The sequence below is a fragment of the Hafnia sp. HMSC23F03 genome (assembly GCF_001816025.1).
GTDB classification, from domain to species: Bacteria; Pseudomonadota; Gammaproteobacteria; order Enterobacterales; family Enterobacteriaceae; genus Hafnia; species Hafnia paralvei.
In genome coordinates this window covers 108,387-124,708 of the sequence record NZ_KV824216.1, presented here as the reverse complement: position 1 = coordinate 124,708, position 16,322 = coordinate 108,387, and the positions used below count along the sequence as shown (strand labels likewise).

General features: G+C 43.0%; 15 protein-coding genes. 6 read left to right on the top strand and 9 right to left on the bottom strand.

Annotation, left to right across the window (positions count from 1 at the left end):
- The first annotated feature begins 36 nt into the window (after window positions 1-36).
- Window positions 37-954: a divergent polysaccharide deacetylase family protein gene (locus HMPREF3091_RS08850; protein WP_070715380.1), complete on the top strand. Its 918-nt coding sequence runs from the start codon at window positions 37-39 to the stop codon at window positions 952-954.
- Window positions 955-1,137: 183 nt separating this feature from the next.
- The gene (locus HMPREF3091_RS08845) at window positions 1,138-2,652 is read left to right on the top strand and encodes a phosphoethanolamine transferase (RefSeq protein WP_246839971.1); all 1,515 of its coding nucleotides are present in this window, start codon (window positions 1,138-1,140) and stop codon (window positions 2,650-2,652) included.
- A 72-nt stretch (window positions 2,653-2,724) separates the two neighbouring features.
- On the opposite strand, the gene tdh is transcribed toward HMPREF3091_RS08845, so the two are convergent.
- Window positions 2,725-3,750 (bottom strand): L-threonine 3-dehydrogenase, encoded by a 1,026-nt coding sequence (gene tdh, locus HMPREF3091_RS08840; protein WP_035503654.1) that lies wholly within the window; start codon window positions 3,748-3,750, stop codon window positions 2,725-2,727.
- Window positions 3,751-3,763: 13 nt separating this feature from the next.
- Window positions 3,764-4,960 carry a glycine C-acetyltransferase gene (locus tag HMPREF3091_RS08835; RefSeq protein WP_070715378.1) on the bottom strand — a complete coding sequence of 399 codons (1,197 nt, stop codon included), beginning with the start codon at window positions 4,958-4,960 and terminating at the stop codon, window positions 3,764-3,766.
- A gap of 310 nt (window positions 4,961-5,270) precedes the next feature.
- Between HMPREF3091_RS08835 and rfaD the strand changes: the two genes are divergently transcribed.
- From rfaD to rfaL, 4 genes are read left to right on the top strand one after another with little or no spacing between them, the layout of a single operon-like run.
- Window positions 5,271-6,200 (top strand): ADP-glyceromanno-heptose 6-epimerase, encoded by a 930-nt coding sequence (gene rfaD / locus HMPREF3091_RS08830; protein WP_004094139.1) that lies wholly within the window; start codon window positions 5,271-5,273, stop codon window positions 6,198-6,200.
- A gap of 34 nt (window positions 6,201-6,234) precedes the next feature.
- On the top strand, window positions 6,235-7,284 hold the full coding sequence (gene rfaF / locus HMPREF3091_RS08825; protein ID WP_035503650.1) for an ADP-heptose--LPS heptosyltransferase RfaF: 1,050 nt from the start codon (window positions 6,235-6,237) through the stop codon (window positions 7,282-7,284).
- On the top strand, window positions 7,284-8,246 hold the full coding sequence (rfaC, locus tag HMPREF3091_RS08820) for a lipopolysaccharide heptosyltransferase RfaC (RefSeq protein ID WP_004094134.1): 963 nt from the start codon (window positions 7,284-7,286) through the stop codon (window positions 8,244-8,246). The genes rfaF and rfaC overlap by 1 nt, the downstream gene beginning before the upstream one ends.
- Window positions 8,247-8,271: 25 nt before the next feature.
- Window positions 8,272-9,498 carry an O-antigen ligase RfaL gene (rfaL, locus tag HMPREF3091_RS08815; protein WP_070715377.1) on the top strand — a complete coding sequence of 409 codons (1,227 nt, stop codon included), beginning with the start codon at window positions 8,272-8,274 and terminating at the stop codon, window positions 9,496-9,498.
- A gap of 28 nt (window positions 9,499-9,526) precedes the next feature.
- On the opposite strand, the gene HMPREF3091_RS08810 is transcribed toward rfaL, so the two are convergent.
- The 7 genes from HMPREF3091_RS08810 to rfaQ are packed head-to-tail and all read right to left on the bottom strand — an operon-like array spanning window position 9,527 to window position 16,235.
- On the bottom strand, window positions 9,527-10,612 hold the full coding sequence (locus tag HMPREF3091_RS08810; RefSeq protein WP_004094131.1) for a glycosyltransferase family 9 protein: 1,086 nt from the start codon (window positions 10,610-10,612) through the stop codon (window positions 9,527-9,529).
- Window positions 10,613-10,657: 45 nt separating this feature from the next.
- On the bottom strand, window positions 10,658-11,437 hold the full coding sequence (gene waaZ, locus HMPREF3091_RS08805; protein WP_070715376.1) for a 3-deoxy-D-manno-oct-2-ulosonate III transferase WaaZ: 780 nt from the start codon (window positions 11,435-11,437) through the stop codon (window positions 10,658-10,660).
- Between the two features lie 9 nt (window positions 11,438-11,446).
- The gene (gene rfaY, locus HMPREF3091_RS08800; RefSeq protein WP_004094128.1) at window positions 11,447-12,172 is read right to left on the bottom strand and encodes a lipopolysaccharide core heptose(II) kinase RfaY; all 726 of its coding nucleotides are present in this window, start codon (window positions 12,170-12,172) and stop codon (window positions 11,447-11,449) included.
- 28 nt (window positions 12,173-12,200) lie between these two features.
- A complete protein-coding gene (gene waaO / locus HMPREF3091_RS08795) occupies window positions 12,201-13,208 on the bottom strand; it encodes a lipopolysaccharide 3-alpha-galactosyltransferase (protein ID WP_070715375.1) in 1,008 nt (335 codons plus the stop codon).
- A 39-nt stretch (window positions 13,209-13,247) separates the two neighbouring features.
- Window positions 13,248-14,045 (bottom strand): lipopolysaccharide core heptose(I) kinase RfaP, encoded by a 798-nt coding sequence (gene rfaP / locus HMPREF3091_RS08790; RefSeq protein ID WP_070715374.1) that lies wholly within the window; start codon window positions 14,043-14,045, stop codon window positions 13,248-13,250.
- The gene (locus HMPREF3091_RS08785) at window positions 14,038-15,162 is read right to left on the bottom strand and encodes a glycosyltransferase family 4 protein (RefSeq protein ID WP_070715373.1); all 1,125 of its coding nucleotides are present in this window, start codon (window positions 15,160-15,162) and stop codon (window positions 14,038-14,040) included. The genes rfaP and HMPREF3091_RS08785 overlap by 8 nt, the downstream gene beginning before the upstream one ends.
- Complete coding sequence (gene rfaQ / locus HMPREF3091_RS08780) at window positions 15,159-16,235, bottom strand: lipopolysaccharide core heptosyltransferase RfaQ (RefSeq protein WP_083321397.1); 1,077 nt, start codon at window positions 16,233-16,235, stop codon at window positions 15,159-15,161. Before rfaQ ends, HMPREF3091_RS08785 begins: the two co-directional genes overlap by 4 nt.
- Window positions 16,236-16,322 lie beyond the last annotated feature (87 nt).

Here is a 16,322-nt window from a genome sequence, read left to right as displayed (position 1 = left end):
GCAGTTACCGCTCCTGCATTAACAAGGGAAAACACATTGCGATTTTTCAATGCTGTCACCTCCGCACTTTTAATTTTCACCTGTAGCGCGGTCTCTGCCTACGCGGGAAAACTGGCGATTGTTATCGATGATTTTGGCTATCGCCCGCAAGAAGAAAACAAAATTCTGCAAATGCCTTTAGCGATCTCGGTGGCGGTATTACCCACCGCGCCACATGCACGTGAAATGGCCACCAAAGCACATGCGCAAGGGCGGGAAATTTTAATCCACCTCCCAATGGCGCCTATCAGTAAGCAACCATTAGAAAAAGACACATTACAACCCTCAATGAGCGAAGCTGAAATCCAGCGCATTATTCATCAGGCCGTAAATTCTGTGCCGTATGCCGTCGGGATGAATAATCATATGGGCAGCTTGATGACTTCGAATCTACAGGGCATGCAGAAAGTTATGCGCACCCTTGAGCAGTATCACTTTCTCTATTTTCTCGACAGCATGACTATCGGCAATAGCCAAGTCACGAACGCATCGGCTGGAACCGGCATCAAAGTGATTAAACGTAGAGTCTTTCTAGATGATTCGCAGAATGAGGCATCCATTCGCCAGCAGTTTAATCGCGCAATTCAAATCGCCCGTAAAAACGGCTCAGCCATAGCGATCGGTCATCCGCATCCATCAACGGTGCGAGTATTGCAACAAATGCTGCCGTCGTTACCTGCAGATATCGTATTAGTTCGCCCAAGCTCTCTGCTAAACGGCGCTTCTGTGCCGGACAACAACCCAGCACCAACGCAGCAAAAATCACGTAATCCGTTCCGTGGTGTGAAACAGTGCACAACCAAAAAAGCACCTGAAAAAGTGTATGCTACCGCGATGTTTGATGCGATTAGCTCCAGCTTGGCAAATTCAGCGCCAATTAAATTTATGCAGGCTCGCTGGCAATACTGGCGCTAACGGCGTCAGTACCAAATTAATTCATAATCCGGCATAATATGGTATTGCGGATTATGAATTAATTGCCAAACTAAAATGAATATAAAGAAACCTTATTTACTCTTTGGGAAAGAGTATTTATTGCTAATTATTAGCATAATTATTTTCAGCGTGATTAATATACTCATGGCGCCAAACATTCACATGTCTTACCGCATTGTGACTTTTACGCTGTCGTTATTATTTTTAAAAGCCATCCGTTCGACCCCACTGCGCTTGATGTTGGCTGTACCACTTTTATTTCTGTGCTCTGCGGATATTAGTCTTAGTCTCTACTCATGGTTTACATTCAAAACGCCATTTAATGACGGTTTCGCCGCCAGTACGCTAGAAAGCAACCCAAGTGAAATGCTCGCTATGCTGGGCGTGTATCTGCGGTTTGTGATTGTGTGTTTGGCATTGCTCGTTCTCTTTATCTGTGCAGTCAGACCCATCTCTGGAAAAATGCCGTCCAAGAAAATAACTGGGACGCTTATTCTCATTATTTGCCTGGTCGCGTTAGTTTCCTCGCTAAAGTTCGTTAAAAAGCGTCCCGTCAATGAAGGCGCGATCTCAGAGCTTAAAGTCGCCGCCCGATTCACAACTTATATGCCATTCTTTAATATGAGCTATTTCCTTACAGCAATGCAGGAAAGCCAAATTTTAAAGAATATTAGCGGTGCCGCACCTCACTACACTCTGACCGTAAAAGATACTGGCATAGATACCTATGTTTTGATCATTGGTGAATCAGAACGAGCCAGAAACATGAGTATCTATGGCTATAAAAAACCGACTACCCCACAGCTCGAATCACAGAAACCCTATTTAAAACTGTTTACTCAAGCAATTAGCGGAGTGCCTTTTACGTCGGTTGCTGTACCGATGGCGCTTAGCGCAGACAATATCCATAACCATAATCTGAAGAATTATTCTGACAACATCATTAATCTAGCCAATCAGGCAGGTTTTCACACCACTTGGTTAAGCGCACAGACAGCCTTCGGCAACTATGGCTCCTCTGTTGCGGGTATCGCCATGAATGCTAAAGATAAATTGTATATCAAAGGCTATGACAAAGAGCTGATACCACATCTAAAAACAGCATTAGCTAAGCCGAGCCACGATAAAAAACTCATTATTCTGCATCTCTATGGCAGCCATGAACCAGCATGTGCCAGATATCCGTCGAATGAGGCGGTTTTTGATAAAAACGGCGATATAGATGCTTGCTACGATAATTCCGTTCGTTATACCGATAGCTTATTTGGTGAAATCTTTAGCTTATTAAAGCAGAACAACGCTTCCGTATTCTATTTCTCAGACCATGCTTTAGAGAGAGATCCTAAGCAGAGCGCCCCTTACTTCCACGGCGGTATAACGCCAAGCCAAGAGGCCTATCATGTTCCTATGTTTATCTGGTATAGCCCAGTATTAGAGCCACGTTATCAGCAGGAGATTGGACAGGTAGATTCCGTATATTCGACCAGTTATAACGATGCCGCAATCGCAACTTGGCTAGGTATTACCGATGCTAACAGGGGAATGTTTTCAAGCGTTAATGACGTCGTTAACAAGTTTAAAAATGATTCAACCGTGCTCGATAACCTTTACCAAAAACTGGATTATCACTCTCTGCGCAAAACTGCGCAGGAGCCGCTGCCTGAGTCGTCCAGATAGTAAAAAAGCCCCGACTGAGGGGCTTTCTATTGATCGTCGCTACCCACATGGGTGGCTTTGTCAGGGCGGAAATTAATCCCAGCTTAAAACAACCTTACCTGACTGACCCGAACGCATGGCGTCAAAACCTTTTTGGAAATCATCAATCCCGAAACGATGAGTGATAATTGGGCTGAGATCCAAGCCTGATTGCAGCAACGCGGCCATCTTGTACCACGTTTCAAACATCTCACGACCATAGATACCTTTGATAAATAAGCCCTTAAAGATCACCTGATTCCAGTCAATTGCCATATCGGAAGGAGGAATCCCCAGCATGGCAATTTTGCCACCGTGATTCATGGTGCTCAGCATCGCGCGGAATGCCGGTGGAGCACCGGACATCTCCAAACCAACGTCGAAACCTTCGGTCATGCCAAGCTCACTCATCACATCAGTCAAATTTTCTTTGCTGACATTCACCGCTCGGGTAACGCCCATTTTACGCGCCAGATCCAAGCGGTATTCATTCACATCAGTAATCACGACGTTACGCGCCCCAACGTGTTTGCAGACCGCCGCCGCCATAATACCGATCGGGCCAGCGCCAGAAACCAGCACATCTTCGCCAACCAAATCAAAAGAAAGCGCGGTATGAACAGCATTGCCAAACGGGTCAAAGATCGCCGCTAACTCGTCAGAAATATTGTCTGGGATCTTGAACGCGTTAAATGCAGGAATCACGAGGTATTCAGCAAATGCACCGGTGCGGTTAACACCTACCCCCGTGGTGTTACGGCATAGATGCGTTCGCCCACCACGACAGTTACGGCAATGACCACAGGTAATATGACCTTCACCAGAAACTCGTTCACCGATCTTGTAGCCTTTCACTTCCTGTCCAATGGCAACAATTTCACCGACGTATTCATGCCCAACAACCATTGGAACTGGGATCGTTTTTTGCGACCACTCATCCCAATTGTAGATATGAACATCCGTGCCACAAATCGCCGTTTTACGGATTTTAATCATGATGTCGTTGTGCCCAAGCTCTGGCTTAGGTACGTCCGTCATCCAAATCCCTTCTTCGGCCTTCAGTTTTGACAATGCTTTCATGATGATGAATTCCTTACGCAATCACACCCAGTTGCTTGCCAATACGAATAAAGGCAGCCACAACGCGCTCAATTTGTTCTGGAGTATGATCGGCAGACATTTGGGTACGAATGCGTGCCTGACCTTTCGGAACAACAGGGAAGAAGAATCCAGTCACATAGATCCCTTCTTTCAACAGCTCATTGGCAAACTCTTGCGCCAACTTTGCGTCACCCAGCATCACTGGGATAATCGCGTGATCCGCACCAGCCAGAGTGAAACCAGCAGCGCTCATTTTTTCACGGAATAAACGAGCGTTACTCCACAGGCGGTTACGCAGTTCATCACCATCAGCCAGTAGCTCAAGCACTTTGATTGAGGCGGCTACAATCGCTGGAGCCAAAGAGTTTGAGAACAGATACGGACGCGAACGCTGGCGCAGCCATTCGATAACCTCTTTACGACCGGCGGTGTAGCCGCCAGACGCGCCACCGAGGGCTTTACCTAAAGTCCCTGTGATAATGTCGACGCGCCCCATGACTTCACAATATTCATGAGTACCACGGCCATTTTCACCCACGAAGCCGACAGCATGGGAATCATCGACCATAACCAACGCGCCATATTCATCAGCTAAATCACACACTGACTTCAAATCCGCAATAACGCCATCCATGGAGAACACGCCATCGGTAGCGATCATGATATGACGCGCACCATCGGCCTTAGCCATCTCCAACTGCGCCCGCAGTTCGGTCATATCATTATTGGCATAACGATAGCGTTTAGCTTTACATAAGCGCACACCATCAATGATAGATGCATGATTCAGCACATCCGAAATAATCGCATCTTCTGGGCCCAACAGCGTTTCGAATAAACCACCGTTAGCATCGAAACAGGAAGAATATAAAATCGAGTCTTCCATACCAAGAAACTCAGCTAAACGCTGTTCTAGCTGTTTATGGCTGTCTTGAGTTCCACAAATAAAGCGCACCGATGCCATGCCAAATCCATGGGAATCCATGCCTTTTTTCGCAGCTTCAATAAGTGCAGGGTGATTTGCCAAACCTAAGTAGTTGTTTGCACAGAAATTGATGACATGACGACCATCGGCTACCGCAATATCAGCCTGCTGCGCTGAAGTGATAATACGTTCATTTTTGTACAGACCTTCGGCACGGGTCGTTTCTAATTGCTGAGTCAGCTGCTGGTAAAAATCCTCAGACATGGTGTTATCTCCTGGATGGGCTAGTTCGTGAAACATATTACTGTTTTGTTGCAAATGAAACGAGTTTGTAACTCACAGAATGTGAAAAATGCAGCATATATCACGCTGCTGTAAGATAGCGGGAAATAATTGGTTTCAGATATCAATTTAGTCGTCATACGCCCAGCATGGGAGTATGAGTCTTAATGCTGAGGTTTTTGATTCAGATTCATACCCTATACGCTGAATGCTTAGGCATGAAATGCTATTATGACGTTATATAACGTGGGGCGTTGTGCGCCACTGTTCCGTTTATTTAAAGGTAAATCTCATGATTATTGTAACCGGCGGCGCTGGAATGATTGGCAGCAACATCGTTAAGGCACTGAATAATATCGGCTATAGCGATATTCTCGTGGTTGATAACCTTAAAGATGGCACCAAATTCGTTAATCTAGTCGATTTGGAAATCACCGACTACATGGATAAAGAAGATTTTATCGCAAGCGTTGTCGCTGGCGATGATTTCGGTGATATCGATGCGGTTTTCCATGAAGGCGCATGCTCATCCACAACAGAATGGGATGGCAAGTACATGATGGATAACAACTATCAGTACTCTAAAGAGCTTTTACATTTCTGTCTGGAACGCCAAATTCCATTCCTGTATGCCTCTTCAGCAGCCACCTACGGTTTAACCGAGCAATTCACTGAAGAACGTGAATTTGAAGGCCCGTTAAACGTCTATGGTTACTCTAAATTCCTGTTCGACCAGTATGTGCGCCAGATTCTTCCTCAGGCAGAATCACAAATTTGTGGCTTCCGTTACTTCAACGTTTATGGCCCACGCGAAGGCCATAAAGGCAGCATGGCAAGCGTTGCTTTCCACCTGAATAATCAAATCAACAACGGCGAAGATCCAAAACTGTTTGAAGGCAGCGATGGTTTTAAACGTGACTTCATCTACGTGGGCGACGTTGCCGATGTCAACCTATGGTTCTGGCAGAAAGGTATCTCCGGTATCTTCAACTGCGGTACTGGCCGTGCCGAATCCTTCCAAGCCGTTGCCGATGCCGTCGTTGCCTATCATCAGAAAGGCAGCATTAGCTACATTCCTTTCCCAGATAAATTGAAAGGTCGCTATCAGGGCTTCACCAAAGCCGACACGACTAAACTGCGCGCTGCTGGCTACGATAAGCCATTCAAAACCGTCGCAGAAGGCGTGAGTGAATATCTTGCATGGCTGAATAAAAAAGCCTAAATACGCGACTTAACAGTAAGGAATGAAGCACGGTATGAAAATACTGGTTATCGGACCTTCATGGGTAGGCGACATGATGATGTCGCAGAGCTTATATCGAACCCTGAAGGCCGAGCATCCTGACGCTAAAATCGACGTGATGGCACCCAACTGGTGCCGTCCATTATTAGCGCGTATGCCTGAAGTTAATGAAGCTATCGCAATGCCCCTAGGACACGGAGCTTTAGCTCTGGGCGAACGCTATCGTTTAGGGAAAAGCCTACGCGATAGCAACTACGATCGCGCCTATGTGCTGCCAAATTCATTTAAGTCGGCTCTGGTTCCCTTCTTTGCCCGCATTCCAGTCAGAACTGGATGGAAAGGCGAAATGCGCTATGGATTGCTGACCGATGTACGTCAGCTAGACAAAGCCGCATTCCCGCTGATGGTAGAGCGCTACGTTGCGTTAGCTTACCCATCACAGCAGATAAAATCAGCCAAAGACTTGCCTCAGCCTCTGTTGTGGCCTGCGCTCAGCGTAGCCGACGAAGAGATTGCTGAAACCGCTGCGGCATTTAATCTGACAGACCATCGCCCAATCATTGGCTTCTGTCCTGGAGCAGAGTTTGGCCCAGCAAAACGTTGGCCGCATTATCACTATGCCGCGTTGGCTCAAAAGCTTATTGAACAGGGATATCAGATCGCGCTCTTTGGCTCAGCCAAAGACCATGAGGCCGGTGAAGAAATTTGCCACGCGCTCACAGAAGATGCTCGTGAATACTGTTTGAATGTCGCAGGGCAAACTAATTTAGATCAGGCTGTTATCTTAATCGCAGCATGCCAAGCTATCGTTACCAATGATTCTGGTTTAATGCACGTGGCGGCTGCGCTTAACAAACCACTGGTTGCGCTTTATGGTCCTAGCAGCCCAGACTTCACACCGCCGTTATCTGATAAAGCCAAAGTGATCCGCTTGATTACAGGCTACCTAAAAATCCGCAAAGGTGATGCAAATCAAGGATATCACCAGAGCCTAATCGATATTCAGCCTGATGCTGTTATGCAAGCATTGAACGAGTTATTGCCAAAGGATACCCAGCTGTAATGCATGTCTTGATCGTCAAAACCTCATCAATGGGCGATGTTCTTCACACGCTACCAGCACTGACAGATGCCATGCATGCCATTCCAGATATCAAATTTGATTGGGTGGTCGAAGAAGGATTTGCACAAATACCAAGCTGGCATCCAGCCGTTGATCGCGTCATTCCTGTCGCGATTCGCCGTTGGAGGAAAAACTGGTTTGGTGCCGCAACCCGCCAAGAGCGCTGTGATTTCAAAAGAGAAGTTCAACGCCGTACCTACGATGCCGTTATTGACGCTCAAGGCCTGATTAAAAGCGCAGCGCTAATTACACGTATCGCGAAAGGCCCGCGTCACGGACAAGATTGCCAAAGTGCCAGAGAACCTTTTGCTAGCTGGTTTTTTAATCATCGCTACAATATCAGCAAAAAAATGCACGCGGTTGAACGAACCCGCGAGCTGTTTGCCGTCAGTCTAGGTTATACGAAACCACAGAGCAGAGGGAATTACGCCATTGCCCAACGCTTTCTTGAGCATCTGCCAGCAGATCATGGCAGTTACTTGGTTTTCTTACACGCAACCACACGTGACGATAAACACTGGCCAGAAGAGCATTGGCGTGAGCTGATTGCTTTAGTCGAGCCTACAGGTATCAAGATCAAACTTCCTTGGGGAGCAGAACACGAGCACCAACGAGCCCTGCGTCTCGCAGAAGGTTTTGGACATGTGGAGGTTTTACCACGGCTATCACTTGAACAGGTGGCAGAGGTACTCGCGGGGGCAAAAGCAGTGGTATCGGTAGATACCGGTTTGAGCCATTTAGCCGCAGCGCTTGATCGACCAAATATAACGCTATACGGCCCAACCGATCCTGGGCTTATTGGTGGGTATGGGGAAAATCAGGTGGCGTGTTGTTCGCAGGACAAATCGCTGGCTAACCTAGCAGCAAGTACCGTATTTAGCTCTTTGGCTAAAAATCTATAAGAACAATTTTGTTGTTGGAGCACATATGAGTTTAGCGCTACCACTCCAGAGACGCGATCTCGATTGGCAGTCTATTTGGAATAGAACAATTGTATTTTTGTTTATCACTACATATTTTTTTGATGGCATAAGCCGATACAAACATATGATCAGTGCCGCCATATATATCACGGGGCTGGTTTATATCATCCAACAACGAAAAAAAATATTTAGTATTCTGAAGAATAATCTTTTTCTGTCATTAGCTATTTTTACTGTAGCAATGATATATGCCATAACAATATCCGTTGAGCCATCGTTAAGCTTAAAACGTGCGTCTAATAGTATTTTCGAAAAGCTATTTTTAGTCTCCATTATGATCGCAATGGTTCTCCACCGAGAAGATAATAAAAAAATAGCGCATATGCTGGTGCTCGCTCTGGCTACAACGCTAGTCATTTTGACGGGCACGGAGGTGCATCAGTATATTGAAGAATATAAAGTAGGGATCATTCCATTCACGAGTTTCGAGCATCGTCGAATTTCAGATACATTAATCTTTATATTCCCCGCAATACTCACTCTCTGGACAATCCCAGGGGCAAAATATAAAACGATCTTCTTCGTGCTAGCGGCTATCTTCGCCATTCTGATGCTGGGTACTCTGCAACGAGGAACTTGGCTTTCATTACTCGTTCCAGCGCTCATCTGGGCCATCGTAAAACGCGAATGGAAGCTACCTTTACTTGCAGCTCTGGTTATTGGTGTAGGGCTATTTACTGTCCACCAAAAAGATCCACAACAGGTACAAACCCTATTCCATAAGCTGCAGCAAACCGACAGCAGTGGTCGCTACGAAAACGGTACACAAGGTGCAGCGCTTGATCTCATCCTTGAAAACCCAATAAAAGGTTATGGGTTTGGCAACGATCTTTACCATCACGTCTACAACAAGCGCTCCCCAAGCTATCCTGACTGGCGCTTTAAGGAGTCTATTGGGCCACATAACCTAACGCTCTCTATTTGGTTTGCTGGCGGCGTTATCGGAATCGCGGCACTTTATTACTTGTTAGCATCAACACTCGTTTCGAGCATAAAAGGGTACCGTGAAAATAACGGTCCTGCGCAAGATGCGTTCCTCATCCTGACACTTATATTGATTGGGGATTTTATCGTTCGGGGCGCTTTCGAAACGGTAAGAATTGAGAATATTGCCGTTATCATCGGCATACTTCTCGCTTTACACGCAAAAAAATACTACGTAGAGAATTAATATTAAAAAGGGCCCTAAAGGGCCCTTTTTAATTTCGCATTGAGAGCATGTTCTCTATAGCGTATTTGATTTTATCATCTGGGATGTCTTCAACATTACGTGTATCTGACAATATCTGGATTGCATACTCGCTATTCGGCCCCCATGTCGAGGGCTGTGAGTTTATCTGAGTCTTCGACATCGGATAAAAAGCAACGATTGGCTTATTAAATGCTGTTGCCGCATGCACTATAGATGTATCAACGGAAACAATATAATCGACTTGCTTTACCAAAGATGTGGCGTGTATATAACGAGTAAAAGGCGTTTTTTCAACACCCTCTATCTCTATATGCTTAATCTCAGATTCAAGACCCGAGATTATGATTACAGGGTTTTCGATTTTCTGCTTAATGATATCTACAATTGCATTAATTTTCGCAGTGCTAAACTTTCGGGTTTTGAGAGCACCAAATGGATTTAGCAACACCGTTGTTCTACCACTGAAACGATCGAGATACTGCTTTACAGTCGCATCGGCATCTTGTGGAATAGGTAAGTCATATGACATATCCACCTCATCAAGATCAATTTCCGGCTTGAGCAACTTCAGTATTGATTTAGTCCTTTCAGAAGTATGGCGGTTTAATGATAGATCTTCAGGCAGACTTATATCATATGTCTTATATTTACCTGCTTTATTAAAACCTAATATGTGTTTGGGATTAATAACCTGCATCATCATGATGCTACGATAGCTATGTACTTCGTTAAGAGGGTCTATAACTAAATCATATTTTTTCTTTCTCAACTTAAGAGCTAGAGAAAACATATTAAAGAATTTCTCTTTACATACGAAGATGTGCTTAATATTTTTATTTTCTTTTATTAATTCAGCACATACTGCACCTGTAACAACAGAAACATCAAGCCCTAATCGATGACACTCACGAAAAAGCGGAGTGAAAATGATCATATCCCCAAGCTTATTATTATCTCTCATGACTAATATATTTTTTATTTTACTCGTTTCAAAATTACGCTTCTTAAAACGGAAAAATAAAACCATCATCATGAAGATTTTAAAGTCTTTAATAAAAGCTTTCTTTCTTCTGTGAAAAGAACCTAATTTCACTGATGAGACTCCGATAAAATTTCTTGATAAAACAGCTAAAGCTGATTAATTATTCACTTCTAAATACGGTATAATTTTATAATCAATGGCCGTATTGTTTGACAGATTATATATATTGATATCTTTAACGTTATCTTTCATAAAAATAAAGAATGGAATAATTTTACCTAGATCCCTACTAAGCTCTGACGGCATAGACGGCTCGCCATTCTTGTCATAAAAGCGAGAACACGAATCAACCAGATCCAAACCAGAACAAATAATCTTAGTGTAACGCAAACTATAGGCAATCTGGATGGCTGCATAGGCCACAGTATGGCAAGAGCAATATCCATCGCTAATGTCTAGGCTGAATCCAACCAATCTTCTTCTTTTAGATACCGGCACGTCAATTAGAATATTTTTATTTCTCATTGACAAAATTTTAAATCTTATCTTTTTTAAGAGACCGCCTTTCTCTCTTTTATAGAGCATTTTCATGATGTAGCAGTTTTCTTGCAAAAATCGCTTATCTTCCAAGCTAGCTTTTTCAAATACATCACAATTGACTATAGTATGTTGGCTGTTCTTAACGAAAAACTTGAAATCATCATTTTTTTGGATTAAGAATCGGTCATCAGTTAAAACATAAATAAATGGTTTAATATCATTCTCAATCAAATAACGAGCAGAACCATTTACCGCGATAACATCTGATTCTTTTAGCAATGAAATCGGTGTATTAACCGAGGTTGGCCCTGAAAGAAAAATAACAGCGTTATCATGTTTTCTCTCATTAATAAGAGAATCTACATCCTGTCTTGTAATATATTTAAAATCACTCATAGGGTTAACTCAGACTTTACGTTTTTTTAAACCCAGAAACATTTTCACCTTTGCTTTTATTGCTTTTATTTTTTGGCGTAAAGTATTTCTATAAACAACAGAGAAATAGGCAAAATCATTAACCGTATTACGGATATTAAGATGCCTTTCCATATCAATTCTGTCTTTTGCTTTTCGCTTTGCGTTGCATGCTTTCCCAGACAGGTCAATAATTCTGACACCATCTTGAGATAAGATAAAATTCCCTTTATGAGGATCGCCAGAAACCATATTATGCTGATGCAATTCAATCATCTTCGACTGAATTTCAGTACGGATATTCTCATTAAAATCCTGAACATCAGAAAGCTCAACGCCATCGACAAACTCAATTAACATGATAAAGACGCTAGCATAATTAAATATTTTCTTCTCTGCTAACAGATAAAAATCATTAGGGAATGTCACCCCCTCATTTCTTACTCTATCAGTTTGAAGTAATAGATTAAGATAATAGTCGCCCTTCACAAAAGATTTGAAAAAACGCTCAGCCTTTTTTTCTTTTGGTGCAAAGACTTTAAATACAAATTTACCATGAGGGGTATTAATCAGTGATACCTTTGTATCTTCAATACTGCGGAATACTTTGATGACATCAAGATTGTTATTGAGAAAATCTCTGAAAATATTTTCATAAATTTCATTATTGTCTTTAATATAGACTTTGAAATTTTTAATGTTTTTACTAACTATCATGAAAAAATCCGAATGTTAATATTGTTCTTTATCCAAGCATTTTCTTTATGAAATACATAAAGTAAAAGTAGATGCCCTCAAAGGATTTATGCTGGTTAAACTTATGTTTTGCGCAATAGCGAAATTGACTGCTACTCTTCGGCTTCATCAGCGACACGGTATCCCACGGGGAGCGTTTCTTAGCTTGATAAAAAGGGGTTGCACTGGGATATTGGGCCCACTCATGCCAAGGCTTTGTAGGGCCAATGTAATGGATAAATACTGTGTTTTCCGTTATTGGATTTTCACAGTTCTTTTTAAGCTCATAATTTAAGCTAAACTGTGTGTTATATATCTTATCTAAAAACAATACACGGCCAGCCAAAACCATATTGAGAACATCCTGATCATAATAGGTTAGCTTACTTCTAATATTCTGATCGTTGAGTGACTTCATTGCTAACGTACTGACATCCAGCCTTTTCCATTCAGGTACGTTAATCACTAATACACCTGTATTGAAGTACCCATTAGCAATCTGATGGTTCCCTAATGTTTCAGCACGCTGAATCCACCAACTCTCGTCACGTTCAGTCACCACTGCAGCAACGACCCCGTCCAGAGAAAGAGTGCTAAGATCACGTATTGAGCCATTACACACGACATCAGAATCAACATAGACAATGCGTTCTAGTTTATCGCTAAAGTAATCCGCAATAATAAATCTGAAATAGATGGCATATGTCCAAAGTTTGTTCTCAGGCAATGACTTGAGATTCGCTGCATTGACTAAGTAAATTGAGATGTTCGTTTTATATTGTTCTGATAAAGCTTTAAATTTCGTCCGATCGTCCTCAGTAAATGAGTCCGTGAAAACATGAAAACTAAAATCTAAATCTTTATTTTCTATTAGAATAGACGTGATTGATACTGCACAACCGAATAGAAAATTTTTATCTGTTCCGTATGCAATATTTAGGCTATGACTGTTATCACATCCATTGTTTCCCGAGTACGTTATGACTTCTTTTATGTACTGTTCTTCATTGAAAAACATAGTTTCTCACCTATCCTATCAATACACTAAAAGTGTTGATCATAGCGACTTTCGTATGGTTCGTTCTTTTATTCTCTCGGATTTAACTATCGCCTTTTCTAACAACGCTTTCTCTTGTACCAAGATTGTACGTAAAGGCGCATCAAAGTAGGTTTTAAGAAAATAAAGAATATCTTTTTTGCTTAGACCAATATTAGAAGATGAAAAATACAGTCCAATCAGATCCTTATCTCTCCAGCGCTTTGGAACGTGTGAGCGGATCTGAGAACGATGTAAATCAATAACCGACAGCTTCAACTGGCTCTCTTCACCGCTGAACGGCAAGTGAAGTAAGAAGTGGCAAATATAGCAATCCCGATGATTCACGCCACCACGATGCATTTTTCTAACCATCGTCGCGAGCCGTTTTATCAACATACGCTTGATGCCAAAATCAGGCGGGTTTTGTGCCCAATCAGCACAATAATCTTCCAAACTGATTGTTGGAGCCAAATCCTCAGTAATAATGAAAGATTTGCGCGTCAGTGGATTGATCCCTGTTTGACCAAACCCAACCCCAGTCATGGTATCAACATCTAACTGGTATAAACGATGAATCGCTTTCCATTCACGATCGGCACCTAATACGGGGATACGGAAGGAGATTAAATTTTTTAAGACTTCTTTTAGCGTTGTGCCATAGTGAATCTTAATAAAATATGATTTATCTGCTAGAGAGAAACGCAGTGTACGACGAGTCTCTAAAGCCCGAAATACCTCCCCCTGAAGCTTTTCGACTTCAACAAAAGGATCTTTCCCTTTCCACAAGGTGGTTAAGGGCTCTTTTAACTCAATCATTTTTGCCACCTAAAATGAGATCGGCAGCCCTTTCTGGCAGACTGTACAGATCTTCACTATCTGCATATTTTTTAGCGTGTTCAGACCATGTTGCTCTAAGTTGCTTATTGCCTAATCCACGAGCTAAGGCTCCATTTAAAGCATTTTGCTCAAACGGTTCGGAAATAACGACTCCGCATTCAGCGCTTGCAACATGATGTGCATAACCACAGGTTTCCGTGGTTATTACTGGTAGCCCAGCCGCAATCGCTTCAATTAAAACAATGCCTGCCGACTCCTGATACGCTGGATGCATGAGTATATCTGCCGCGGCCATTAGCTCGGGAATGTCATCGCGGCCAGAATAGAATGCAACCTGAGATGAGATACCCAGTTTCCCTGCCAACGCCTGATAGCGTTTTGGCTTATCTTGCCCAACAACGATCAGCTTGGTCTTTGCTTTAATTTCCGCTGGCAAGGCTGAAACAGCACGTAACGTTCTATCAACCCCTTTACGTTTGAAATCAGACCCAACTTGCAAAATCAAAAACTCATCTTGCTCAATATTATTTCTCTGCCGAAAGTCTTCGCGAGCATTAGCTGGCCGATAATCGTATTTTCTATCTAAAGAAATTCCAGGGGGTACAATGTGAAAACGCTCAGGTTTCGTCTGATAGTGTTTTTTAAAATCAGCGATCTGTTTACCCGTTAACATCAACAATTCAGCACGACTATCATTGGAAAATACCGCGCGCTCAAACTCTGCATAATGTTTGTAACGCGACGTGAGGCGATATAAAAAGCCTTTTTCCTGTTCTACCTTTTCTGCATAGCACACGTCAGCGGCATAGTAATAATCTAGGCCAGGCATCTTATTGAAGCCCACGATGACATCGGCAGGATTACGCTGAAGCTCTTGGCTTACCCAATCACTGTATTCTTTATTACGTCCATGATTCGTATGCGCGCTGGTTGGCACCTGTATATATTCAAATTGCTCAGGCCGTTCCCCTTCCCAAGACATCGCATAAACACGGATATGATGCCCACGAGCCTGACAGGCCAAAGCAATGCGTAAAAAATCACGCTGCAATCCGCCATAGGGAAAATATTTATATAAACAGAACGCAATATTCATAATGATCCATTCCTAGGCATGGATTCATTGGCGCTACTTTTCAGTAGTTTTTCTGTAGCCTCAATGACTTCACTTGCTGGAATACAAGATAAGTATTTATGGTGACGATCGAGATCTTCACGTTTAGGCATAGGCTGATAATCGCCAGCCCAAAACATAATAAAGTTATCGCTCCATGGTCGCCAAAATCGGTGATCGGTTGCACCAAATAAGCAAATGATCGGCGTTTTTAGCGCTGCAGAAATATGCATCGGCGCAGAATCAACACCAATGAATAACGCCGCATGATCGATCAAAGCCGCGAGTTCAGGGAACGAAGTTTTACCCGCTAATTCAGTGACAGGCTTATTCTGGCAGCTATTTTTAATTTTATTAACGCAAGCTATATCACCGGCGCTAGGCCCTGAAGTCAGCACAACTCGATACCCGCGAACCTCTAATGAATCAATCACCGCAGAAAATTTTTCTTCATCCCAACATTTAAACACCTGACGTGCGGTTGGTTGAATGACCACATACCGATGGCTATCGACACCAAGCTCAGAAAGTTTATTTTGGATATTATTCCAATGCTCTGGTTGATAGCCCATCGTGGTTTCAGTAACCACTTTTTTCAAACCGAGGGGAGCGAGCGTGGAAAGATTACGCTCAACAATATGTGACCCCTGCGGAGGAACCGACTCGCGAAAACAGCTTGTCCATAAAACAGAACGACGATGTTGGAACTGGAGGGAAATTTTATTTTTTGTCTGTAAGCATCGAACCAAAAAGGCAACAGGCCATTGATCAGTCAGATTAACGACTAAATCATAGTGATTCTTTCTTAATACGCCTATCGTCGTAAAAACGTTCTTCAACCTTTCAAGCGTCGGCGTCTTTCTGTTTTTGATTCCGTAAAGCGCGTTAATTTCAGGGTTCTCTGAAAGAATTGGCATAGTGTCTTCATATAATAAGACATCAATCTGGGCATCTGGATAGTTTTGCTTCAGGGTGCTAATGACAGGTGTCGTCAACAGCATATCGCCGTGAAACCTGAGTTTGATGACTAGTATTCTTTTATATTGTTTATCCACTTGCCGCTCTTACCTATCCGGTTATAAGACACTGTATGCGCAATTTTGGGTTTAGGGCTACTTACGATCAGACATGCTACCGCCCTT